The sequence below is a fragment of the Alkalispirochaeta americana genome (genome assembly GCF_900156105.1).
Classification (GTDB): domain Bacteria; phylum Spirochaetota; class Spirochaetia; order DSM-27196; family Alkalispirochaetaceae; genus Alkalispirochaeta; species Alkalispirochaeta americana.
The window spans coordinates 185074-207511 of the sequence record NZ_FTMS01000003.1; the positions used below are offsets into that span (position 1 = coordinate 185074).

The following is a 22438-nucleotide window of genomic DNA, read 5'->3' on the forward strand; positions in this document are numbered from 1 at the left end:
TCTGTATAGAAAGGACTTAATTTTATGGCACTTTTCCCCATCGTTATCGTGATGGTGCTGTACTTCTCGAGTATTCCCATCGCTTTTGCGCTAATCGGCGCCACTCTGGCCTATTTTACCTTTGGTGATGTCGGGTCTCCGCCCGATCTTGTTCTCCAGAGTTTTATCACCTCGGCCTCGTCGTTTCCGCTCCTGGCCGTGCCCTTCTTCATCATGGTTGGCGAAATCATGAACTACTCCGGGATCAGTGCCAGCCTCATGCGCATGGCTGATGTGCTCACGGGGCATATGAAAGGCGGTCTGGCCCAGGTAAACGTGGTGCTGAGCACCCTCATGGGCGGCATCTCCGGTTCTGCCAACGCCGATGCGGCGATGCAGTCAAAAATCCTGGTGCCGGAGATGGAAAAACGCGGTTATAGTGCCGAGTTTTCCACGGCGATCACCGCAGCCTCTTCCTCGATCGCCCCGGTGATCCCTCCGGGAATCAACCTGATTATCTACGCCCTCATAGCCCAGGTCTCGGTGGCCCGAATGTTTATCGGTGGCTATATGCCAGGCATCCTGATGGCCCTGGCGTTGATGGTCACGGTCCACATTATTTCCGTGCGGCGTGGCTACAAACCAGTGAGAGAGAAGATGTCTTCCCCCAAAGAGATTCTCCTGCAACTCAAGGAGTCTATCTGGGCGTTGCTCATGCCCTTTGGAATCATTCTTGGTATCCGCTTTGGTATTTTTACCCCCACCGAAGCCGGGGCGATCGCTGTGGTCTTCTGCACCGTCGTGGGAGTGTTCTTCTACAAGGAGCTCAAATGGCACCACTTCCCGATCATCATGAAAAACACCGTCCAGGCCACAAGCGCCGTTATCCTGATCATCGTGGCAGCTTCGATTTTCGGACGGTACCTCAGCTGGGAGAGAATCCCCTTTTTGCTGACTCAGTCGCTGATGCAGTTTGCCGATAATCCCTGGATCATGCTGGTAGCGATAAATATCTTCCTCCTCCTTATGGGAATGTTCCTTGAGGGTGGGGCGGTGCTGATCATTGTTGCCCCCTTGCTGGTGCCTGTGGTTACCGCCATGGGAATGCATCCCGTACATTTCGGTCTGGTGATCATTGTAAATATCATGATCGGCGGCATCACGCCCCCCTTCGGGTCCATGATGTTTACCACCTGTTCGATTACAGGTGTTTCCATTGGCTCCTTCATAAAAGAGGTTTATCCCTTCATCATCGCACTTCTTCTGGTGCTGATTGTGGTTACCTATGTGCCCTCGCTGATGATGTTCTTGCCAAACCTTTTGTAGATGCAGGATTGGCTCCGGTCAGATCCTGCGGGGTCTGACCGGAATACCCCGCGCCGGGGTATGCTTGAAGGGAGCGCAGAATCATGCGAGTTCTCCATACAGCCGACTGGCATATCGGCCGGGCCCTCTATGGCCGGCAGCGCTACCAGGAGTTTGAAGCATTCCTGGATTGGCTGGTAACGGCCATTGCCGATCACCGGATCGATCTCCTTCTGGTAGCGGGGGATATCTTTGATACCACTGCGCCGAGCCATCGGGCGCAACAGCTGTATTACCAGTTCCTCTGTCGGGTCGCGGCCTCTTCCTGCCGTCATGTGGTGATTGTTGCAGGGAATCACGATTCTCCCTCCTTCCTGAACGCTCCCCGGGAGCTCCTGAAAACACTCTCCGTTCATGTTGTGGGCCGGGCCGAAACTCCCGAAGAGGAAGTTCTCGTTCTGGACGATCCCGAGGGATCGCCGGAACTCATCGTGTGCGCCGTGCCGTATCTTCGCGATCGGGATCTTCGCACCGCCGAAGCCGGCGAGAGTCTGGAGGACAAGGAGCGAAAGCTGCTGAAAGGGTTGTGCGATCACTACACTGCTGTGGCCGATGTAGCTCTGGAAAAGCGGAGCGCCCTGGGAGTGCCTGTTCCGATCATCGCTACGGGTCATCTTTTTGCCGCAGGAGGAACCACCCTGGAGGGTGACGGCGTGCGGGACCTCTATGTAGGAACTCTGGCGCAGGTTACGGCCGGGATATTTCCTCCCTCCTTCAGTTATGTTGCCCTGGGGCATCTCCACGTCCCCCAGACGGTGGGCGGTCTGGAAACCTGCCGCTACAGTGGCTCCCCCCTGCCCATGGGATTCGGCGAAGCAAAACAGCAGAAAAGCCTCTGTCTGGTCGTGCTCTCCGGACCCGGGAATCATCCTGAGGCAAAGGACGACAAAGACACTCTCTATCCGCCCGCATCGGTGGAGTTAATTCCCGTTCCGGTCTTTCAGAAACTCCGGCGTCTTCAGGGAGACTGGCCGGCTCTGGAAGAAGCGATCCCTGCCCTGGCTGCAGAGAAATGCCCGGTGTGGCTGGAGGTCATCTACGAGGGTCATGATAGCTCGGGTGACCTTCGGGGGCGTCTGGAGAGTCTGCTGGAGGGGACACCCCTGGAGGTTCTCAGGGTGAAAAATACCGGTGTCGTCGATCGTGTGCTGGAACAAGCCGGTCAGGATGAGGAGCTGGGTGATCTCGACGTGCAGGAGGTATTCCTTCGCTGCCTGAAGCTTCACGAGATTTCCCCTGACCGCCATCGGGAACTCCTGCGTACCTACGGGGAAGCGCTCACCTCACTCTATGAGGCGGACCTCCAGGCAGAATGACCAGGGGAGACTCATGCGAATACTACAGATACGCTTCAAAAACCTGAACTCCCTGGTGGGGGAGTGGCAGATCGATCTTGATCATCCCGACTTCGTTTCGGACGGGATCTTTGCCATTACCGGCCCCACGGGAGCAGGAAAAAGCACCATTCTCGATGCACTCTGCCTGGCCCTGTACGGCCAGACGCCCCGTCTGAGCAGGATCAGCAAAAGCGGGAACGAGATCATGTCCCGCCAGACCGGCGAGTGCTTCGCCGAGGCAACCTTCGAGACCCAGTCTGGACGTTTTCGCTGCCACTGGAGTCAGCGCCGGGCGCGGAAACGCTCCGAGGGAGACCTTCAACCTCCGAAGCACGAGATCGCCCGGGCCGATTCCGGCGAGGTCTTGGAGTCCAGTCTTCGGGGCGTTGCCGGACAGATCGAGGCGGTGACGGGTATGGATTTTGATCGCTTCACTCGCTCCATGCTGCTGGCCCAGGGGAGCTTTGCCGCGTTTCTGCAGGCCCCTCCGGACGAACGAGCTCCTCTGCTGGAACAAATCACCGGGACGGAGATGTACAGCCAAATCTCCCGACATGTTCATGAGCGGTATCGCGAGGAACGGATAAAAATGGAACAGCTTCAGGCCGAAACTGCCGGAATTGTCCTGCTGGAACCACAGGAGGAGCAGGAACTCCTCCTGAAGCAGAAGGAAGGTGTGGACCGGCAAGCGCGTCTGGAGGCCAAACTGGTCCAAACCGAAGAAGCCCGGAACTGGGTCACCCTTGTGAAGGGCCTGAAAAAGGAAATCAGTGACCTTTCCCGCGAGACCGGGCAGCTTCAGCGTGACCGGGAATCATTCCAGCCCGATCGTGACCGGCTGGACCGGGCCAGGGCGGCAGCTTCCCTGGAAGGAGCCTTTGCAGGGCTTGTATCACTTCGGAGCGAGCAGAAGGAGGACCAGAAGGCCTTAGCGGAGGGAGAGGCATCTCTTCCCGAGGCTGAATCCCTGGCTGCGGCCAGAGCCGAGGCGCTCGAACTGGCTGAGCAGTGCGTGGTCGAGGTGAGAAAAGAACAGGAAGCAGCGGCGCCGCGCCTGCGATCACTCCGATCGCTGGATTATCAGTGCTCCACGCTGGAAGACGGAGTCCGGAAGAAGGCTCTCTCCTGCCAGAAGCATCTCCGTGTCGTGGAAGACCAGGAACGGGAGTTGGTCCGGCTTCGGCAAGGGGTCGCCGTCGTCGAAGCGGATCTGGCCACGATTCAGACCTCTCTGGAAGAAAACCGCCAGGATCAGGCGTTGCTCCAGGAGCTCGCCGGTCTTGAGGAGCAGATGAAACGGCTGCGTCTGCTGCGTCGGGACATTATCCAGAAGAAGGAAGAGTCTGCAAAATATCAGGCTGCTCTGAAGCGGGCCGGGGCAGATCTGGAAACGAGCCGGAACGAGCGATCTGCCCGGCAGGAGGACCTGACGAAAGTCGCCCAGACGCTGCAACAAGCCAGGACCGGCCTTGACGAGCTCCTCCAGGGACGGTTTCTGCGGGAGTACCGCGCGGAGAAAGAATCGCTCCAGCGCGAGCTCCTTCTTCTCAGGACCATCGCCGATCTCGAGAGCCATCGAACCCGCCTGGAAGATGGAACTCCCTGTCCGCTCTGCGGCTCCAGGGATCATCCCTTCGCAGCGGGCAACGTCCCCGTGCCGGGCGAGACAGAGCAAGCCATCGAGAGCCTGAGATCCCTGATTGCCCGGGCAGAAGAGCAGGAAGAGAAGATCCGGGAGCTCGAAGGTGCTGAAACCGGTCTGCGTGAAGATCTGGCAAGGCGGGAGCAGAAGGTTGCCCGGGCTCTTCACGACGAGGAAATGGCTCAGGAGGGCTGGGCCGGGTTGAACCGGGAGCTTGAGAGGCTTGGCAGAGACGAGCAGGAAGGTGTGTCTTCCCTGCTGGAATCGCTGGCTCCCCTGGGGATCACCGAAGTCCCCCGGGATGATCTCGCGCCCCTCCTGTCCTCACTTCGGAAGCGGCGTGACGCCTGGCAGAGCCAGATTCTGAAGCAGGAAGAACAGGAACGGCGATTGAGTGATCTGAGGAGCGACCTGGCAGCCCGCGACGCCGTTCTGGCCACGCAGCGTAAGACTCTGGGAGAAGAGCAGGAGCACCAGCGGTCGTTGGAGGAAGATCTTGCCAGGGCCCGGGATGAACGGGTCGCGAAGTACGGTTCCATAGATCCCGATGAGGAAGAGCGGCGCCTTGAGACTGCCCGGGACCAGGCCGAAAAGGCCGAAAGGGCGGCCCGGGAGGGCCACGACGAAGCGCGTCGAAACGTGCAGATTCTGGGCACCCGGATTGACTCACTTCGGGAACGACTGTCCCGGCGAGCGCCGGAACTGGAGGGGCGTACCAGGGAATTTCTCCAGGCCCTGGGGAACCAGGGGTTTTCCCGGGAGGATGAGTTTCATGCTGCCCGGCTGAGTCCCGACGAGCGAGACTTCCTGGCCGAAAAGGCTCGGAACCTCGATGAGCTGGCTCTGGAACTGAGAGCCCGCCAAAAAGATCGGGAGCAGCGGCTCGCTTTGGAGTCTGCCCGAAATATCACGGAGGAGCCTCTGGACGTGCTGGAGCAACGCTGTCGTGACTGCACCGCCTCCTTGAAGGATCTCCAGGAGACTCTGGTGAATATTTCCTACCGCCTGAATGAGCAACGAGCTGCCAGGGAGCGGCAGAAGGAACGGCAAAAGGCCCTTGACGCCCAGAGAACCGAATCCCGGCGCTGGGCCGATCTTCACGAGTTGATTGGCTCCGCCGATGGCAAGAAGTATCGAAACTTTGCCCAGGGGCTCACCTTCGAGATGATGATCGGCCAGGCGAACCGACAGCTTCAGAAAATGAGCGATCGCTATGTTCTGACCCGGCGCGAAGGACACCCCCTGGAACTCTGGGTGGTGGACAGCTATCAGGCGGGAGAGATTCGGTCCACCCGAAATCTCTCGGGGGGCGAGAGTTTTATCGTCAGCCTGGCTTTGGCCTTAGGGCTCTCCCGAATGGCAAGTCAGAAGGTCCGGGTGGATTCACTCTTTCTTGATGAGGGGTTTGGCACGCTCGACGAAGAGGCTCTGGATACTGCCCTGGACACCCTGGGGAGTCTGCACCAGGAGGGAAAACTGATCGGTATAATCTCTCACGTCTCGGCCTTGAAGGAACGGATCAGCACGCAAATAAGGGTAGAGCCCCGAACGGGGGGGCGTAGCCGTATCCTCGGGCCAGGCTGTAGCGGCACCACATCTCCGTGATGGCTGGCGCCGCCGCCAGCCTATTCTCTCCCCAGGATAAATCCCTGTATTTCGTCGTCGGCTTCGCGGGAGAACTGCAGAAGCTCCTGCCGGGGGAGGTCTGCAAAGGCACCAAAGGTGGTGACAGCATCGCTATCGATATCACGGCTATGACGAATCCAGGTGGTCTGATAGAAGGCCAGAGGCTTTTTCTGGTCGATGCCGATCCTGATGAGAGACCGTGCTCCCTCCTGAAGAAGGAGGAGCTTTCTCAACAGGTCTTCCTGGGAATCGACGCTCCAGACCCCAAGGAAGATAGGTCTCTCTGTGCTGTTCACATCGCCGATGAACTCTCCCCGCAGGAGGCCTTCCCGCTCTGCCCCCAGGTAGGGCGCAAAATCAAGATGCTCCGCCAGCTTGCGGTCTGTGGCGTAGAACGCCCCCGTCCGGGGATTCAGGGTGAAGATGATAACATTATCAACGGCCTGACCGTAGCTTTTGAGCATGGCATCGCTCAGAGGTGTTCCTTCGCCTGCTGCACCAATAAGGATCCAGCGCGAGCGCACGCGCTGCGAGATTTCCAGGAGCCAATCCTTCATCACCGGCCGGTCCACCCGGAGGCTGCCGATATACTTCTTTAACTGCGATTCCGGAGTCTCGCCCACAAGGTAGCCGAAGATCGATCGGAAGATGGTGCGAATATTCTGGTGGGCGCTGAAATGGAGGATTACATCGAAGAGGAAGATTTCTATCTTCCTGGTTTGCCAGATGTAGGCGATGATCTCCTGCCGTGATGACGAGGCTGTGAGGGGGCGGCTTTGCTGCAAGTGAGATGCCTCGAGGAAGCGCCGTTCCAGACGGGCATACCAGGGATCGCTTCGAAGCAGAGGTTCCCCGAAGGATATTTTCCAGGTACACCCCCTGTTTGGTCGGGCGTCGACAGTGATGTTTTCCGGACCAAAGGTGCTGAAAATCTGGACCGTCCCCAGTCCCTCACCCTCGTTTCGGGCTTTTGTGGACTTCCCCACAAAGAGAGGTATTCCGTCGGGGCCTCGCTCCAGGCGCGCTGCGTCCATACCGACCCCGTTGTCCCTGAACCGCACATAGGGAGTTCCCTGGTCTTCGCCTATTTTGATCTCCATGATCCCCGTTTCCCGGTTCGATGCGGCGATCGATTCCAGGGAATTGGCGACAATATTTATGAAGGCCCGACTCACGTCGACGTAGTTCCCCAGTACTACCTGGTTTGTTTTTTGCAGTTTCAGGCGCAGTTCGCAGGGAATCGATGACCCTCCCACATAGGGGACGATTCGTTCCAGAATCAACTCGGTGATATTCACCTCGTGGACCCTGCTCATGGAATCCCGGAAGGAGTTCAGGGTATTCACCAGAGTGGTGGTCTCCCGGTTTATGTCCTCAATGATCCGCCCGCAGTTATCCAGAGAGAGGATATCCACCATATGCGAAAGAAAGCGTATCGTTTTCCGGGCATCATGGCGGGTGCGGCCGATTTCCTCGCGCTTGTCCGGCCCCGTTTCGTCCTCCTCTTTCTGCTTGAAGAGGATCTCCGAGGCCTGCGCCCAGAGGTGATGGAAAATGAGGTTTCGATATACCAAGGACTCGCCCAGGTGAAATCCCTTGTTCAGGAAAAACTCCAGCGAGTCCGTTTGCTTTTCCCAGACGTAGAGGTAGACCGAAGCCTCCCGGGGGATCGACGCCACCAGGTGCCCTCCCAGGGCAGTGCCTATCCCGGCGCCTCGGACGAAGGGGCTTGTAACCAGCTTGTATATAAGAAAGCATTCCTGCGACGGATCGGAATAGACCATGATGTATCCCAGGATTTCTCCCTCCTGAACCCAGACATAGCTGTGCTCGTAGTCTTTGGCGATTCCTGAGTCGCGGATGTAGGGGCTGGGAATAAGGAAGGTATCGATGCTCAAAAGGGGATTCTGCCCGATGGATCGTTCCAGTTCCGGCGTAAGGTGACGGATTGCGTTTCTGGCTTTTGAAGACATGGTGTGTAGTATACAGAAAAGAGGCTCCCCGTGAAGGGAGCCTCTCCGGTTTTGGAAAAAACCTGTCCAGGATCAGGGTAGATGATTTAGAGGGAGCACCCCTGAGAAACCACTACCTGCGATATGCTCTGGGTGCTTTTCTGAAATTGCCCCGCCACAGGTGAGATTTGCCGTTCAGCCTGCTGTACGGAGTTTCCAGCCTTGCGGATATCGGCAAGGTACCCTTCAACGCTGTCGAGCAGGCGATCAAGCTCATCGATTCCGGGAATAGAGGGAATCTGGATGTTCAGACGCTCCATGAGCGGGTTCAGAATTGCCTCGGCGGCGCGCTTGACCACTCCCGTGCTGGAATCGATAGCTTCCTGAACCGTGAAGGACCGTCCCAGAACAGAGACTCGCCTGTCGAGGGCGCTCTGGATCTCATTGGTAACTGAGCTGATCCTGTCCAGGGGCTGCATGACCCGTTCTACACCGGTATTTACCCGGCCGATAAGGGGAACAGCCTCTCCAAGGCGGAGCAGCGTCGTGTTTACCTCTTGTTGCATCGCTTCGAGCTGGCCGATGCCTGTCTGGAGACCCGAAAGGGATTCCCGGAGTGTTGCCAGGTCGCGTTCAAGCTGCTGCAGGGGAGAGAGTTCGGTGATTGACTGGGCGCAGTTGTTTAATCCCTGGACGATGGCGTGGGCTGCGTCGAGCTCCCGTTTGATCTCGCCCATGGAGGCGTTTATCCCGTCGGTCTGCTCCTTCACGGAGGTGATCTCCCGCAGGGCAGGCTCCAGGGCCGGGGTTTTCATAAGGCCTGCTTTCCGGTCTACCGATCGCACCGGATCGTGGACGGCTCCCAGCGATGTTGAGGTAACCCGAAAGACCGGGCCCACAACGGGGACAACTGAAAGGGCATCGGTGACACTGATTACCGTTCGGAGTTGTCCTTCCAGCTGATTTACCCGTCCCACAATGTTATTCAGATCAGTGATCCCCTGGTGAGCTCGATTCACCGATCGCGAGAGGCTCGTTACTTGCGCCTCAACCTTGGAAAAATCATTCCGCACCGGAGCGAGCTCCTGGGAAAGGTCTATAATCTCCCGAGCCACTACCAGCCGCTGTCGTCGCAGGGGGGCGTCGCGAAAACCGGGTATCCATTCCAGAGCCTGATCGAAGGCGGCGATCCCCTGTTCCACCTGATTTCGGTCGTTCAGACGGTTGCTGAGGCGCACTCCCTGCTGGTAATGGTGATCGGCTATCAGCTCGGTAACTCGGGGAACCCCCTCCTGGGCAGCCTGATTTCCACTGTTGTACTCAAGGGATTTCTTGAAATAGCCTATCGCGGCTTCCCAGCCTTGCAGGGTGTTGCGGTTTTCCTCGGCCAGGCCCATCGCGAGATAGACATCGGAAAGAGCAAGTCGTTTTCGCTCCCGTCCCTCGCTTGCTCGCTGCTCGCCTGAATCAAAACGCAGGGCAACCTCATAGGATTCGATAGCCTGGAGGAGTTCCTCCGGGTTCTGGGAGCCGTGAAAGTGGGCTCCCCGGGCTACAAAGGCTTCAATGATTCGTGCCCGGTCCTCTTCCTGCTCCTTGGAACCCTCTTGGGCGAACTTGGTAATAACCTGCAGAAGCAACTGGTGAGCGGCTGAGATTTTCCCTGCTTCGATATGCTCTTCGCCGGCTGCGAGAAAGCCTTCGCGGGCGGCCATCCGGGACTCTTCCAGTTCCTTGGTGAAGTCAAGGATCGGTGTGGACCAGGTCCATCCCTTGATAAGCCCGAAGAGGCGCTTGTCTGCCACGAGGGGCATCCTCATCTTGCCCAGGTTGTCGTAGAACTTTACCAGGTAGTAATAGGTATCGTACCGTTCCTCCAGCTCGGCTGGAACGGTGGTGTTCTCGGTGGCAATGAACAGGTTCTGGGCCCGTTCCAGGGCGTCGTCGGTGTTGTCGCGCAGGAACGCCTTGGCTGCGGTAAGGTCGGGGTTTTCCCGAAGAGCCTCTGTCGCGTGATACAGCGCTTCGGCGTGCTGGCCTTCGTTCCAGGCCCGACGGGCTTCATTGAGCGTTCCCCGTCCTGCCGTAGCACATCCAACAAAAAGAACCAGCACCCCCAAAAGTGCCCATCGGAATAGGTCATTTTTTTTCATGTTCTTCATAGCCTCTCTTATCGTTGAGGCTATCAGGTGTTTCTTAAATGCTTCTTAAAATTCGAAAAAAATGCACTGTGCCGGGGTGCTGCGGGATAGGTATTTCTCCAGGCCCGCATCCAGGCCCGGGCCTGAAATGCTCAAGATCGGGGGGTGTGGGAAAAGAGGCGCTGCAAGCGTCGTTTGAGCTCCTGGGGACGGAAGGGCTTGGCGATAAAATCCCGGGCGCCCAAAGAATAACAGCGGGTTCGCACAGAGAAATCCATGGTCGAAGAAACAACCAGGATCAGTGTGTCCGGCGCACGAGCAGGAAACTCTTCCAGGAGCGTGAGGCCCGATCCATCGCGGAGCCCCAGGTCGACCACGGCGATATCAAAACGGTGCTCTTCCAGTCTGCATCGGGCAGCTTCCAGGGATTCGGCCTGGAAGGGCTTCAGATTCATCTCCGCGAGGATTTGAACGAGCTGCTCTCGGATAACGGGCTCGTCCTCCACAACAAGCGCCAGGCCCTGTTTCACTGATTCACTCCTGCAAGGTGCTGACCCTTTCGGGATACACGAAAGAGCCAGACGGCACCAACAGGCCCGGGACAGGGAGGAACCCAGGAGGGAAGCTCGTCCAGCAGGAGCAATTCTCCCCCGAGGCGATCGGTCAGGCGAGCCGAGACGAAGAGCCCCACCCCTGTGGACCGTTCTCCCCGGGTGGGTCGGGCGCTGAGACGGGAGTACTTCCGGAACAGGCGACTCCGGTCCTGCTCGTTGAATCCAGGACCCTGATCGGCAACGATGAACTCGACGTTTTCATCGGTGATACGGTCGGCCAAGGTGATTTCTGTCTCGACAGGGCTATACTTTATTGCGTTGCTCAGAAGGTTAAGTAAAACGTGAAAGACCAGATCCTCATCGGTTGTAACCGGTGAAGGGCTGTCGGGAGGGGCTTCCTGGGGGATTTTCAGTGTTTGTGCTTTTCCTTGAAGTGCCGCCCGGCAGCTCAGAAGAAGGCGGTCCCGCAGTGCTCCCAGATCCAGTGGCTGAGGAAAGATGCCAGAGTTTCCCTCGTCCAGCTGGGCCGAATAGATCGCGTTCTGGAGCACCTGTTCCATATCCAGCAGGATGGGGTCAAGTTGCTCCTGGTGGTGACTTGGGTGGCCGGCAAGGGAACACCTCAGGGACTGAAGATCATTTCCAAGGCTGTGGGTGAGAACAGAGATCAGCTCGTCGAGCTGGGCGCGGCTGCGCTGGATAAGAAAGAGCTGATTTGAGCTGTGGTTTGCATAGGCCGCGATGAGTAGCAAGTAGCCTCCGATGACCACGGAGAAGGTGATCAGAAGGGCTGTCATCTGGCGAAACGCCAGGGTTCGCACGTATTCCACGCGGTCCCGGGTGTTCAGAAAAACGCGGGCAGTGATATCCAGAGGGGGAAGTGCGAAGACCCCCACGGCGTAGTTTCCGTCAGAAGTTATTATGGGTTCTTCCAGCTCTCGTGATGCTTCAATGTAGCCCTCGGGGATGATCATTGATTCCTGGGCCATGGGCTGGTCCTTCCGTGGCTCAATTCCCGTGGTAGTATATACAGGGAGGAACTCCCGAAGGGTGGTGGAGCTGATCTCCAGAAGGATTTGCTCATCGTCGTCGACCAGATAGACAAACTCGCCTGCCGAGAGATCGCGTTGCACCCGTTGGGCAAGTTCCTCCAGCTCCACCAGGGCGCCAAGGATTCCCAAGGGTGCACTCCGGGCATCGCGAAGGAGGATATCATAAAAAAAGGCTCGTCCTCCAACGGTCTCATCATAATAGAAGGCAATGTTTCGTTCAGGTGGTTCGGGTGTTTTCCAGACCTGGTAGAACCACGCATCCCGTTCAAGAGAAGGATCAAGCTGGATCGGCTCACCGGACCAGTAGGCGTAGACCACTTCCCGGGAAATATCAACCAGGGCGATATCGGTTACACCCAGGATGGCCGACCACTGGTCTGCTTTTTCCTTGAACACCGGGGGATTTTCCCAGGCGTCGTCCAGGATATCCTGCCATTCCTCCTGGAAGACGAGAAGATCCAGGGATCGGCTGAGAGGATCAAAAAAGGTCTCCACGCGGTCATAGGTGGAGCGCACCAGGCGCGGAAAATCGTGATCCAGGATGCGGTTCCGTTGCTCCTGAAGGGTGCCGAGGTAGGAATAGATGATTGTAGCTCCAAAGAATACAAAGGCGATAAGACCGCCTGTAAGTACCAGGAGCCGCACCCGCCGGGTGGTGCGCGATTCCGTCCGCTGATGTTTCATTGCTCGCTCGGTCACTCTTGCCACCCATGGTAGTACGTTCCTGACGGAATTTTCAATCATTGTTAAAGATAATTTAAGGTCTTTTTAAGATCTTTGCGGTATTATTCCCACTGATCTGTATGTTGAACTGTCACATGAGGTGACACGAACTGAATAGCTTGGGGGAAAATGATTTCATGATGAAGGAGAATGTGCCAGACGATCAGACCCTTCTCACACGGTTTGTTGCCCATTCTCTCAAAAACTCCCTGGCTGAGATATCGGCCGAGGCCCATTCCCTGTCGGGTAACCGGGCTCTCCTGCGGGCGGTCCAGGGGCTCTCCCGGATTGTTTCGGATACGCTTTATTTTCAACAGCTCCAGGCGGGAGAACCCGGGGTATCCGGTCTTAAGGCCCCTCCCGGTGAAAATATCCTTGCCGAAGAATTTTTCGAGTTGCTCCAGTTGCGGCTCCAGCCCGAAGTGGAGGCCTTGCAGGTATCCCTCTCCTTCTCGTTTGAGCCCGAGGCATGGCTGTTCACCAATCTTGATCTTTCCCTGGATGCTCTGGAGCGGTTGGTTCTGGTGGCGATGAACGGTATTTCTCCAGGCGGGGTGCTCCCGGTTTCTGCCGTATCGACCCCCCCGGCTGTCACCATCGGTGCGCCCGGGAAAGCGTTCTGGCCTGATCTTGATTCCCCGAGGGACTTTCCGGAAAAAGAGCGTCTTTCCTTTCTGGTGGCAAGGCGGTTGCTTGAGTTCCTTGGGTGCCGCCTGGTCGTGGAGGGAGCTGATCATCAGGCGCAGGGGCTGTGCCGCATCTGCTTTCCCGTTTCGGCAGGGTCAGGAGCGCCTTTGTGACAGAGGCCGCTCACATCCTGGTTATCGAGGACAACGATCCTGTAAGAACCTTTATCGCCCGGACGCTGGAAGAGGACGGTTTTGCCGTGGAGCAGGCACCGGACTGTTCTGTTGCCTTCAGCAAGTTGCGCCACGACTGTTACGACCTGGTTTTGCTCGATCTGAAGCTGGGTGATGGCGATGGCATGGATATCCTCAAGACAATTCGCCGACAGGACGAAACTCTCCCTGTTATCATCGTCTCTTCCCTTCAGGACATCAATACAAAGGTGGGGGGCTTTGAAATCGGGTGTGATGATTATATCACCAAGCCCTTCCAGGCGGCGGAACTCATTTGGAGGATTCGGCGCTTGTTGCGGAGAAGTTCGCGGCAGGGTTGCCGGGATCTGATTCATCAACAACTGCGGGCAGGACCTTTTTTTCTTGATATCAAGGAGGTTTGCGCCTACCGGGACGGGAAGCCGCTGCGGATGCGCAGAAAACTTTTTGACATTCTGCTTTTCATGGCCCAGAATCCTGATGTGGTGCTCACAAAGGAAGCAATACATGAACGGGTTTGGGATTCTCGGGAAGATCTAAACGAAAACTCCCTCTACGTGCATATCCATCAGTTACGGACGATCATAGAGGATAATCCTTCCCATCCTAAATATCTGAAAACAGTGAGAGGGTTGGGCTTCTCTTTTCATCCCCAGGGATGATCCCGGAAGTTGCCTTATGCCCTTCGAAGGGGAGATGCTCATGATACAGCTGTGGTTGACCAGTGATTTCTGGCACGAGGCGGGACGAAACCTGTTTTCCTGGGCCCTGGGGGTGCTCCCCGGGATTCTCTTCATTCTTCTTATGGCTTTGGTGGTGTCGCGCTTTTTGGAAAAGGCTGTGAAATACACCTCCCGGTTCATGGCCGCCAGCATTAACCAGGGCCGGGTCCTGGACGAAGGTGAGGTGGAAAAGCGTCTGAAAACCCTGACCACCATTCTTTCCACAGGAATACGCCTCCTGCTCTGGCTGGTGGTGTCCATGATGATTTTGCGGCGCCTGGGAATCGATGTGGCCCCCCTGATGGCTGGAGCAGGAATTCTGGGGCTGGCTGTCGGTTTCGGGGCACAGGAACTGGTGCGAGACTTCATTGCCGGGTTCTTTATTCTGATGGAGAACCAGATTCGCCTTGGCGATGTGGCCCTGATTAACGGGACGGGGGGGCTGGTGGAGCACGTGGGATTGCGCACGGTAGTCCTGCGAGATAACACCGGAACGGTTCACGTTTTTCAGAACGGCAAGATCAACACCATTTCCAATATGACCAAGGATTGGTCAGCCCAGGTTTTCGACATTGGCGTAGCCTACAAGGAAGATACCGACCATGTGGTGTCGGTGATGCGGCGTGTCGCGGCCGACCTCAGGAAGGATGAGGTCCTGGGGCCGGACATCCTTGAGGATATGGAAGTCATGGGGGTGGACGCCTTCGCTGAGAGCGCTGTGGTAATCAAGGCGCGAATCAAAACACGGCCCATTCGCCAGTGGGCTGTGGGCCGTGAGTACAGAAGACGTCTGAAATATGCCTTTGACCGTGAAGGAATCGAGATTCCCTTCCCGCACCGAACTGTTTTTCTGGGTGAAGGGCAGCCTTCTCAGCTGCCGGGGCCGTTCCCGGAGTCGTCCTCGGAGTTGTCTTCCCGCGAGGAGGCCGATGGAAGGGGCCGCGGAGGGCGTTAGTAGCCCGCCCGTTCGGTGTTTTCAATGATGTATCTGATTGATTCTCTCAAGAGTTCCCTCTCGTCCCGGGCAAGATCGTATTGGAGGCGGCCGCGCTTACCTGCGTCGAGAACGATCCCCTTGTTGCCTATGAAGTGGGGGTAGCTGAAAGCAGCTTCCCGGAAGGTTTCAAAGCCCGAGACCACAGCCGTGACCGGGAGAATCCGGCGCTCATCGCGAAGCACCGCCTGGGTGATGATGGCCACGGCCTGGGCCACGGCGTAGTAGGTGGATCCTTTGGCCTTGATAATCTGCTGTGCTGCCTGGCGTACATATCTGGTCGCCTCACTACGCAGGTCCTCCTGGCTGCACCCTCGGGGGCAGTCAGGGCAGAAATCTCCAACCTGCATACCTCCAAAAGTGACATTTGACCAGGCTGGAAAAGAAGTGTCGCCGTGTTCGCCGATTACGTAGCCGTGTATGTTCTGGGGGTTTATGTTACAGTGCCGTCCCAAGAACGTGCGGAGCCTCGCTGAATCGATCACCGTCCCCGACCCGATCACCTGTTCCCGAGGGAGGCCGCTCTCGCGGTAGGCCACGTAGGTCAGGACATCCACGGGGTTGGTTACCACCAGAAGCACTCCTTCAAAACCGGATTCCATGAGGGATCCCGTCATGGAGCGCATGAGATCCACATTCCTGTCCATTAACTGAACCCGTGATTCGTCGGGCCTCTGTTTTGCTCCTGCTGTAATAATGGCTATTTCGGCATCGCCACAGTCCTGGTAGCTTCCTGCGTAGAGACGCGCGGTACTACCCAGGGACATTCCTTGGGTAATATCCAGCACCTCGGCCTCAGCCCTGGCTTGGTCAATATCAACCAGCACCATTTCGTTAGCCAACCCCCGGTTCGACAGGTTGTAGGTGATGGTCGCCCCTACGGAGCCAGCTCCGATTATTGCAATCTTGTTCTTGATCATGCCTTCTCCTTGCTCTCTCCCGTAAATCTACTGCGCCACGCCCCGGCCCGTCACCTTTTGAGGTTCATTTGGGCATGGGGGGCGGGTCAAGACGATGGAACGTCACGTGGGCAGGCCCTCAATCGGGCAAAGTTTGCCAGGAGCGCCAGGATGTAGGCCAGCAGAAAAAAAGGAAGCACCATCATCCCCGTAAAAGTGGCGACATACCCAAATAACGGGGGCAAGAACGTTGAACCTATGTAGGCCAGAGCCATCTGGAACCCCATAATCGACTGGGCATATTCCTGTCCAAACCGAAGGGGCGTCTCGTGGAGCATGCAGGGGAAAATGGGTGCGCATCCAAAGCCTGTCAAAAACAACCCGATGAGAGCGGTCGGAAGGGGAAGGGGTAACGCCATCAGGATAATTCCGGTGAGGGCTATCACTGCTCCACCGCCGATCATGGTGTTGTTCTTCAAGCGAAAGGTGAGGAATCCCGTGAGAAATCGGCCTGCCGTGATGCTGGTATAGAAAAGAGAGACCCCTGTCGCGGCTGCGGCTGGATCAAATCCTTTGACCTTGAAAAGAAAGGAGCTTCCCCAAAGGCCCAGGGTGGCCTCGATTCCGCAATAGAAGAAAAACACCACCAGGGCCGAGGGAACGCCTTTAATTCTCAGGGCGGTAGCCAGAGAAATGGAGTGATGATCCGGGCCATCATCGACTTTGATGGCATGAACCTTCCCCCATAGGGGAAGGGCGGCGCACAGAACAAGTACAAGCAGAATCTGGAGCGAGCCCACGGTCAGATAGCCCCCTCGCCATGACTGGTCGTCTGCAAGAAAGATTGAGAGGATGATCGGTCCTCCCAGGGCGCCAATGCCCCAGAAACTGTGAAGCCAGCTCATGTGCCTCGATTCGTAGTGATTTGCCACATAGGCATTGAGCGCTGCGTCGACGGCACCCGCTCCAATGCCGAGGGGCACGGCGCAAAGCAATATCCACAGGAACGAGGGGGCTGCTGCGTACCCCAGCAAGGCCATGGCCGTCATGGCGACGCTCCCGGCAGTGAGTTTCCCTGTTCCAAAGCGCTGGATTGCTGCGCCTGAGAGAAAGCTGGAGACGATGGTTCCCCCCGAGATAAGCATCTGTGCCAGACCGGCAAATCCATAGGGGACTGCCAGTTCCGACTGCATCACCGGCCAGGCCGCACCAAGCAAGGCATCGGGCAGCCCGAGACTGATAAAGGCGATATAAATCAATACCAGGAGAATCGTTGCCATAGCGTATCCTTATCTATATCTTTTTTTTCGGAATCTGTTCTTCCCGGAGTGGTTTTTCCAGAAGATTCTCGTCCAGCAGATTCAAAAGGATTTTCTTTAAACCCTGTTCAAAATCAGCGGTGAAGTCTTCGGAGCAATGAAGCGTCGGAAGCGCCTGGGCTGGAAGAAGATTTCGGCATAGTTCACCTATCCTCTGGAGGTGCTCTTTACCCAAGTGCTCGCCGTAGAGGACAACCGACGCAGGGTCAACCACGGCTGTCAAACTTGCCACCACCTTTGCGGCAGCACTACAGCAGTCTTCGAAAGAATCGGCCGTTTCCGGTCCCCAGGATATCCCCAGAGGAAGCCACCCGATCTCCCCGGCAAAATGGTGGCACCCCTTGAGGAGCGTTCCCTGTATCAGCAAACCAGCCCCGGGAGGATATTTTCGGGGAAAATAAATGTAGGCCTCGCAATCCCTTCCAAGGACAGCGGCATTCACATCGTTTTCTACCAGAACGGGCATGCCGAAGCGTGATCGCAGCCTGTCAGCCAGGGGTATCCCGATCAAGGCCTTGTAATCAACGGAGACGATAGTGCCCTTGTACTCAATGCCGGGGAGTCCGAGGGATATTGCCTGGAGGCGGTTGAACTGCAGGATTTTTTCACCGATGAGAGTTTCCAGTTCATCCGGTCCGAGGGATGGTATCTCGATGCTCTCGGAATCCAGGGTTTGTCCGTACAGATCGACAACCCTGAGGAAGACCGTATCTTTCCCGTCCACCTCTCTGGTGAAAATTACCAACCCCAGGCTGTGTTTCTCGTTAAAAATGTAGCGTTGCGAAGGTCGGCCCCCGCCGGAAGGTGCTTTCCCGCCGATGAAGGCCTTGCCCTGGTCTACCAGGCTGGTCATTATCGCCTTGACGGTAACCACGCTTAGTCCGCTTGCTCCGGCAAGTTGCCGTACCGTTGCGGTTTGAGCCTCCTTAAGGCATCTCAGGACCGATTGGGCATTCAGATCTTTTACAATCAAGGTGCTGGCGCCGTGGGGCCTCTCGGTGTTCATAAAACACTTTTAAAATGTTATTTAATAAGTTGCAAGAGGGGTATCAATTTTTTTGCTGTTCCCTAGAGCTTTTTCCATAGATGAAGCATGTGGAAAAAGTCTTCCGTTCCGGCGGACCGCCCCTGGTAATCTCCGTGGATTTCTGTTTTGCAGAAGCCCGCTTTGCGGGCAATCGTAGCCAGGGTGGTGCTGGGAAAGGGTGAATGACGATGGCAGTCCTGGAGGGATTCCCCTGTCTTCTTGTCGATCACGCGGGTCTCGAAGCCGTAACCTCCTCCTGGAGTGGAGGAGGGGGGGCGTGCCGGAAAACCTGGATAGGGAGAGTTTTCATCAGAGGGTATCTCTCCGGGAGAAATGTACCGGCGGCTAAAGCGCAGCCGTGCGCTCTCCACCAGAGGGAAGATAAAGCCCGGTCTGATTTCGGGGTTGGAATAATTCAGAATCTGTATTGCCAGGTATCCTCCGGGCCGCAGGACTCGAAGCGCCTGGGTCAAGAACTCTAGAAGTTCGTCTGCATCGGTCAGGTAGGCGATCGTGTTACCCAGGCACAGCAGGGCATCCCATGTAGCGGGTCCACTCTGTTTCAGGTAGGTTTTCATCTCTCCTTGGACAAACGTGACGTTCTGCGATGCTCCTGCCTGGAGCCGCGCCTCGCTAATCATCGCATCGTCCAGATCAAGACCGGTGATGGTGCGGTGGGGGGATTCCAGTCGGCGGGTGAACTCACCGCTGGCGCAGCCGATGTCGAGGATTGTCTGCGCTCTGGTCGCGGTAAGACGGCTTTCGATACAGCGGATTTTCTCCGGGGAGGAGGGGAAGAGACTTGAATACTCCACAGCTATTGCCTGGTAGAGATGCATTGCAGGATTGTATCATTCCCTGCAGACGAAGTGAACCAAGGGGTATCGGTAAAGTGTTTTTGTGGCGGCCAGAAAGGGAAAAGCCAAGAGTGGGATTCGAACCCACGGCCTGCTCATTACGAGTGAGCTGCTCTACCCCTGAGCTATCTTGGCGAACAGTCAGGCCGAACCTCGCGGTTGCGGACGGAGCGACTATAGTGGAGATTGAGGAAAAAGGGAAGCCCCTTCCGCATTCTCTCTTCCGTGTTTCCTCCGGGGCGCGGTTTATTCTGCCGCGCAATAAGGCTTAATCACGGCCACGACCCGTCCGATACTCTTGATATGGTTCGTGGAGTTTTTACCGCAGCAAGCGGAATGATAGCGCAGCAGCATCGTCTGGATGCGCTCTCGAATAATCTGGCCAACGCCGATACGGTTGGCTACAAGCGGGATGTCTCGGTCCAGAAGGCTTTTCCGGAGCTCCTGCTCCGCCGCATGAACGACGATGGTGTCATCCAGTTCCCGTATCGGGGAGAGCCCGTGGGATCTGTGGACAAGGCTGCCGTGGTGGGGAAACTCGGAACGGGAGTAGAACAGAACGAGGTCTTTACCATTTTTGAGCAGGGGGCGGTGCATCCCACGGAAAACGCCTTCGATCTTGCCCTGGAAGGGGATGGGTTTTTTGTTGTTCGAACTCCCCAGGGCGACCGGCTCACGCGAAACGGCAGTTTTTCCCTGGGTCCCGAGGGAATCCTGGTGACCCAGCAGGGCTATCCTGTTCTGGGTGACGATGGAAACCCCCTGGAGGTAAAGCTCAACAACTTTGTTGTAGACGAGGCAGGGAAAATATTTGCCAACGAGCGGTATCTGGACGATCCCGACAGACTGGTTCAGATGCGGGAAAACCAGTGGGACGAGACCCTTCAGGTGGGCCAGTTGCGCCTTGTGGGGGTAGAAGAGGCGCGGTACCTGCAAAAGCAGGGAACAAACCTCTGGCGGACCACCCGGGAAAGCGGTGATGCCGAGGATCTGCTGGGCGATCGCCGGCCCCAGGTTCTGCAGGGCTTTCTGGAAAAGGCCAATATTAATGTGGTCGTGGAAATGACGAACATGATCGAGGTGAACCGCGCCTACGAGGCTAATCAGAAAGTAGTGCAGAGCCACGATCAGAGCACGGGCCGCCTCATATCGGAGGTGCTCCGTGCACAATAGTGCGTTCCTGTCCGTAGATACTCAGGGGATCCGGCATAACCGGAGAAAGAGAGGGCAACAGTCATGATGCGATCGCTCTGGACTGCCGCATCGGGGATGATGGGGCAGCAGTTTAGTATTGATACTATTTCAAACAACCTTTCCAACGTGAATACCACAGGGTTTAAGCGAAATCGTGCCGATTTTGAGGATCTTCTGTACCAGACGGTGCGAACAGCAGGCACTCCTGCCACGGAACAGACCCTGGTGCCCGTGGGCGTGCAGGTAGGCCATGGGGTGAATATTGCGGGGACTCAAAAGCTTCATATCCAGGGGAGTTTGCAGAATACCGGGAACGTAACAGATATCGCCATTGAGGGCGAAGGTTTTTTCCGGGTGATGCAGTACGATGGTTCCTTCGCCTATACCCGGGATGGGGCGTTCCAGATCGATTCACTGGGGCAACTGGTTACAAATAACGGGCTGCGGGTGATGCCCGAGGTTATTTTGCCCCAGGGCTTCCTGCGGGATACTCTGGCAATTTCCCAGGACGGACGCATCACTGTTCAGATTCCCGGTGTGGAAGATCCTCTTGAAGTGGGGCAGGTCGAGTTGAACCGCTTTGTGAACCCCGCCGGGCTGAACGCAGTCGGAGACAATCTCTTCAAGGAGACCTCGGCCAGTGGTGCTCCCCTGAGTGGCCAACCAGGGTTCGACGGGATGGGACAGACGCTCCACAAGTTTCTGGAAATGTCCAACGTCTCTGTGGTAAGCGAGATGGTGAATATGATCGTAGCCCAGCGTGCCTACGAAACAAACAGCAAAGCGATCCAGACCAGCGACTCCATGCTGGGTATCGCGACAGGCCTGAAACGGTAGGTAGTATGAACGATAGTATCGGTGGAATGAACCAGGCCGGACCGGCCAACCTGGCCCAGCTGCAGCTGCAAAACCTTCGCTACAACCTTCCCGAGGGCAGCGAGGCCGACCAGTTGCGTCAGGTAGCCCAGGATTTTGAGGCGATCTTTATGAAGCAGATGCTGGATAGCATGCGTGGAACCCTCAATTCCGAGAATCGCCTGGTTGATACCGGCATGGCCGGGGAGTTCTACGAAGATATGCTCTACGATGAGTACGCCCAGATAATGGCAAAGACCGGGGGCATCGGACTTGCCGATATGATAGTGAAACAGCACACACCGTGATATATTCTTCAGGGGAGTGTATGAAATTGCCTGACGCCTCCATAGCCGGTGTCAGGTTTTTTATACACCCCCTCTCTACTCGTGGTTTCATTTCTTTATAGCATTTCGTAAATCGTTTCAATAAAAAGATTTATTTAGTTTCTTGTATTTTTTCGCTGGTTGGCACGCTTATTGCATAATTGATATGCAGGAGGTGTGTACATGGCCAGGAAAATAAGCGCCGACTATAGTCAAAACGATGCGTTGCAAACCTATTATACGCAAATCAAGAAAAATCCGCTTCTTACGGCGGAAGAGGAGTGGGACCTTTCCCGCAGAATTGAACAGGGTGATGCCGAGGCAAAGCGGATCCTGGTTGAACGTAACCTGCGTCTGGTGATAAAGATCGCGAAAGCCTATGTTACCCCCGATACTACATTGCTGGATCTGATCCAGGATGGAAACCTGGGGCTCCTCAAAGCTGCCAGCCGTTTTGATTACCGCAAGGGCGTGCGGTTCAGCACCTATGCAGCCTGGTGGATCAAACAGTCCCTTTCCCGCTCGCTGGCAAATCGGCGCAGGACAATTCGACTTCCCCATCGGAAAGAAGACGTGCTCCGGCGAATTCAGAGGGCCTACAATTATCTGAATCAGCATCTTATGAGGACTCCCTCGGTGGAAGAGATTGCCCGAGAGGCGCACATATCCCCCGAAGAAGTTTCCGAAATCATGAACATTGCCGCTACTCCTGTATCGCTCGATACGGAGATAAACGATGACAACGGTACCGTGATGGACCTCCTGGAGGACGATTCCTTTTCTCCTGATCTGCTGGTCATGGACACCATTGTCCGGGAAGAGACTATCAAGGGACTAAAAGTTCTTCAGGATCGGGAACGACAGGTGATCTGGTACCGCTACGCTCTGGACGGCGGTGAGCGCTACACCCTCAAGCGTGTTTCCGCTACCATGGGGATCTCGCCCGAAACGGTCCGGCAGATAGAGATGAAGGCGATCCGCAAGCTTCGTGATCAGGCTGGACATCTCCGGGAGATGATGACAAACTGATGTTCC

At 56.4% G+C, this 22438-nt stretch carries 18 protein-coding genes and 1 tRNA gene; 10 read left to right on the forward strand and 9 right to left on the reverse strand.

Going from position 1 to position 22438, the window contains the following annotated elements; all coding sequences use genetic code 11:
• Positions 1–24 precede the first annotated feature (24 nt).
• From BW950_RS03645 to BW950_RS03655, 3 genes are all read left to right on the forward strand, one after another.
• Positions 25–1305 carry a TRAP transporter large permease gene (locus BW950_RS03645; RefSeq protein WP_076487927.1) on the forward strand — a complete coding sequence of 427 codons (1281 nt, stop codon included), beginning with the start codon at positions 25–27 and terminating at the stop codon, positions 1303–1305.
• A gap of 83 nt (positions 1306–1388) precedes the next feature.
• Positions 1389–2660 (forward strand): exonuclease SbcCD subunit D C-terminal domain-containing protein, encoded by a 1272-nt coding sequence (locus BW950_RS03650; protein ID WP_076487928.1) that lies wholly within the window; start codon positions 1389–1391, stop codon positions 2658–2660.
• A 13-nt stretch (positions 2661–2673) separates the two neighbouring features.
• Positions 2674–5928, forward strand: coding sequence for an AAA family ATPase (locus tag BW950_RS03655; RefSeq protein ID WP_076487929.1), 3255 nt, complete (start codon positions 2674–2676; stop codon positions 5926–5928).
• 20 nt (positions 5929–5948) lie between these two features.
• Here the strand turns inward: BW950_RS03655 and BW950_RS03660 are convergent, their stop codons facing one another.
• The 4 genes from BW950_RS03660 to BW950_RS03675 all read right to left on the reverse strand — a co-directional run bounded on the left by BW950_RS03660 (position 5949) and on the right by BW950_RS03675 (position 12347).
• A complete protein-coding gene (locus BW950_RS03660) occupies positions 5949–7922 on the reverse strand; it encodes a GNAT family N-acetyltransferase (RefSeq protein WP_076487930.1) in 1974 nt (657 codons plus the stop codon).
• 86 nt (positions 7923–8008) lie between these two features.
• Positions 8009–10063 carry a hypothetical protein gene (locus tag BW950_RS03665; RefSeq protein ID WP_076487931.1) on the reverse strand — a complete coding sequence of 685 codons (2055 nt, stop codon included), beginning with the start codon at positions 10061–10063 and terminating at the stop codon, positions 8009–8011.
• A 131-nt stretch (positions 10064–10194) separates the two neighbouring features.
• Positions 10195–10572, reverse strand: coding sequence for a response regulator (locus BW950_RS03670; protein ID WP_076487932.1), 378 nt, complete (start codon positions 10570–10572; stop codon positions 10195–10197).
• A complete protein-coding gene (locus tag BW950_RS03675) occupies positions 10569–12347 on the reverse strand; it encodes a sensor histidine kinase (RefSeq protein WP_076487933.1) in 1779 nt (592 codons plus the stop codon). Before BW950_RS03675 ends, BW950_RS03670 begins: the two co-directional genes overlap by 4 nt.
• 161 nt (positions 12348–12508) lie before the next feature.
• Here BW950_RS03675 and BW950_RS03680 point away from each other — a divergent pair, with 161 nt between their 5' ends.
• The 3 genes from BW950_RS03680 to BW950_RS03690 are packed head-to-tail and all read left to right on the forward strand — an operon-like array spanning position 12509 to position 14887.
• Positions 12509–13171 (forward strand): hypothetical protein, encoded by a 663-nt coding sequence (locus tag BW950_RS03680; protein ID WP_143559112.1) that lies wholly within the window; start codon positions 12509–12511, stop codon positions 13169–13171.
• On the forward strand, positions 13168–13872 hold the full coding sequence (locus BW950_RS03685) for a response regulator transcription factor (RefSeq protein WP_076487935.1): 705 nt from the start codon (positions 13168–13170) through the stop codon (positions 13870–13872). Before BW950_RS03680 ends, BW950_RS03685 begins: the two co-directional genes overlap by 4 nt.
• A gap of 40 nt (positions 13873–13912) precedes the next feature.
• A complete protein-coding gene (locus BW950_RS03690; protein ID WP_076487973.1) occupies positions 13913–14887 on the forward strand; it encodes a mechanosensitive ion channel family protein in 975 nt (324 codons plus the stop codon).
• Here the strand turns inward: BW950_RS03690 and BW950_RS03695 are convergent.
• The 5 genes from BW950_RS03695 to BW950_RS03715 all read right to left on the reverse strand — a co-directional run bounded on the left by BW950_RS03695 (position 14884) and on the right by BW950_RS03715 (position 19163).
• Positions 14884–15846 carry an L-lactate dehydrogenase gene (locus BW950_RS03695; protein WP_076487936.1) on the reverse strand — a complete coding sequence of 321 codons (963 nt, stop codon included), beginning with the start codon at positions 15844–15846 and terminating at the stop codon, positions 14884–14886. The genes BW950_RS03690 and BW950_RS03695 overlap by 4 nt on opposite strands.
• A gap of 86 nt (positions 15847–15932) precedes the next feature.
• Positions 15933–17105 (reverse strand): MFS transporter, encoded by a 1173-nt coding sequence (locus tag BW950_RS03700; RefSeq protein ID WP_076487937.1) that lies wholly within the window; start codon positions 17103–17105, stop codon positions 15933–15935.
• 13 nt (positions 17106–17118) lie between these two features.
• Positions 17119–18150: an ROK family transcriptional regulator gene (locus BW950_RS03705; protein WP_076487938.1), complete on the reverse strand. Its 1032-nt coding sequence runs from the start codon at positions 18148–18150 to the stop codon at positions 17119–17121.
• Between the two features lie 62 nt (positions 18151–18212).
• The gene (locus BW950_RS03710) at positions 18213–19010 is read right to left on the reverse strand and encodes a class I SAM-dependent methyltransferase (protein WP_076487939.1); all 798 of its coding nucleotides are present in this window, start codon (positions 19008–19010) and stop codon (positions 18213–18215) included.
• Positions 19011–19091: 81 nt separating this feature from the next.
• Positions 19092–19163, reverse strand: a tRNA-Thr gene (locus tag BW950_RS03715).
• Between the two features lie 168 nt (positions 19164–19331).
• Between BW950_RS03715 and BW950_RS03720 the strand changes: the two genes are divergently transcribed.
• From BW950_RS03720 to BW950_RS03735, 4 genes are all read left to right on the forward strand, one after another.
• Positions 19332–20201, forward strand: coding sequence for a flagellar hook-basal body protein (locus tag BW950_RS03720; RefSeq protein WP_076487940.1), 870 nt, complete (start codon positions 19332–19334; stop codon positions 20199–20201).
• A gap of 63 nt (positions 20202–20264) precedes the next feature.
• Entirely contained in the window at positions 20265–21059 is a 795-nt protein-coding gene (flgG, locus tag BW950_RS03725; RefSeq protein WP_076487941.1) for a flagellar basal-body rod protein FlgG, read from the forward strand.
• Positions 21060–21064: 5 nt separating this feature from the next.
• A complete protein-coding gene (locus BW950_RS03730) occupies positions 21065–21385 on the forward strand; it encodes a rod-binding protein (RefSeq protein WP_076487942.1) in 321 nt (106 codons plus the stop codon).
• Between the two features lie 201 nt (positions 21386–21586).
• Complete coding sequence (locus BW950_RS03735; RefSeq protein ID WP_076487943.1) at positions 21587–22432, forward strand: sigma-70 family RNA polymerase sigma factor; 846 nt, start codon at positions 21587–21589, stop codon at positions 22430–22432.
• Positions 22433–22438 lie beyond the last annotated feature (6 nt).

Bases quoted from the DNA above. Each gene is read 5' to 3' on its own strand.
- BW950_RS03730 (WP_076487942.1), top strand. From the start codon at position 21,065: ATGAACGATAGTATCGGTGGAATGAACCAGGCCGGACCGGCCAACCTG.
- BW950_RS03705 (WP_076487938.1), bottom strand. From the start codon at position 18,150: ATGAACACCGAGAGGCCCCACGGCGCCAGCACCTTGATTGTAAAAGAT.
- BW950_RS03680 (WP_143559112.1), top strand. From the start codon at position 12,509: ATGATGAAGGAGAATGTGCCAGACGATCAGACCCTTCTCACACGGTTT.
- BW950_RS03695 (WP_076487936.1), bottom strand. From the start codon at position 15,846: ATGATCAAGAACAAGATTGCAATAATCGGAGCTGGCTCCGTAGGGGCG.
- flgG (WP_076487941.1), top strand. From the start codon at position 20,265: ATGATGCGATCGCTCTGGACTGCCGCATCGGGGATGATGGGGCAGCAG.
- BW950_RS03700 (WP_076487937.1), bottom strand. From the start codon at position 17,105: ATGGCAACGATTCTCCTGGTATTGATTTATATCGCCTTTATCAGTCTC.
- BW950_RS03665 (WP_076487931.1), bottom strand. From the start codon at position 10,063: ATGAAGAACATGAAAAAAAATGACCTATTCCGATGGGCACTTTTGGGG.
- BW950_RS03645 (WP_076487927.1), top strand. From the start codon at position 25: ATGGCACTTTTCCCCATCGTTATCGTGATGGTGCTGTACTTCTCGAGT.
- BW950_RS03710 (WP_076487939.1), bottom strand. From the start codon at position 19,010: ATGCATCTCTACCAGGCAATAGCTGTGGAGTATTCAAGTCTCTTCCCC.
- BW950_RS03650 (WP_076487928.1), top strand. From the start codon at position 1,389: ATGCGAGTTCTCCATACAGCCGACTGGCATATCGGCCGGGCCCTCTAT.
- BW950_RS03690 (WP_076487973.1), top strand. From the start codon at position 13,913: ATGATACAGCTGTGGTTGACCAGTGATTTCTGGCACGAGGCGGGACGA.
- BW950_RS03655 (WP_076487929.1), top strand. From the start codon at position 2,674: ATGCGAATACTACAGATACGCTTCAAAAACCTGAACTCCCTGGTGGGG.
- BW950_RS03660 (WP_076487930.1), bottom strand. From the start codon at position 7,922: ATGTCTTCAAAAGCCAGAAACGCAATCCGTCACCTTACGCCGGAACTG.
- BW950_RS03720 (WP_076487940.1), top strand. From the start codon at position 19,332: ATGGTTCGTGGAGTTTTTACCGCAGCAAGCGGAATGATAGCGCAGCAG.
- BW950_RS03735 (WP_076487943.1), top strand. From the start codon at position 21,587: ATGGCCAGGAAAATAAGCGCCGACTATAGTCAAAACGATGCGTTGCAA.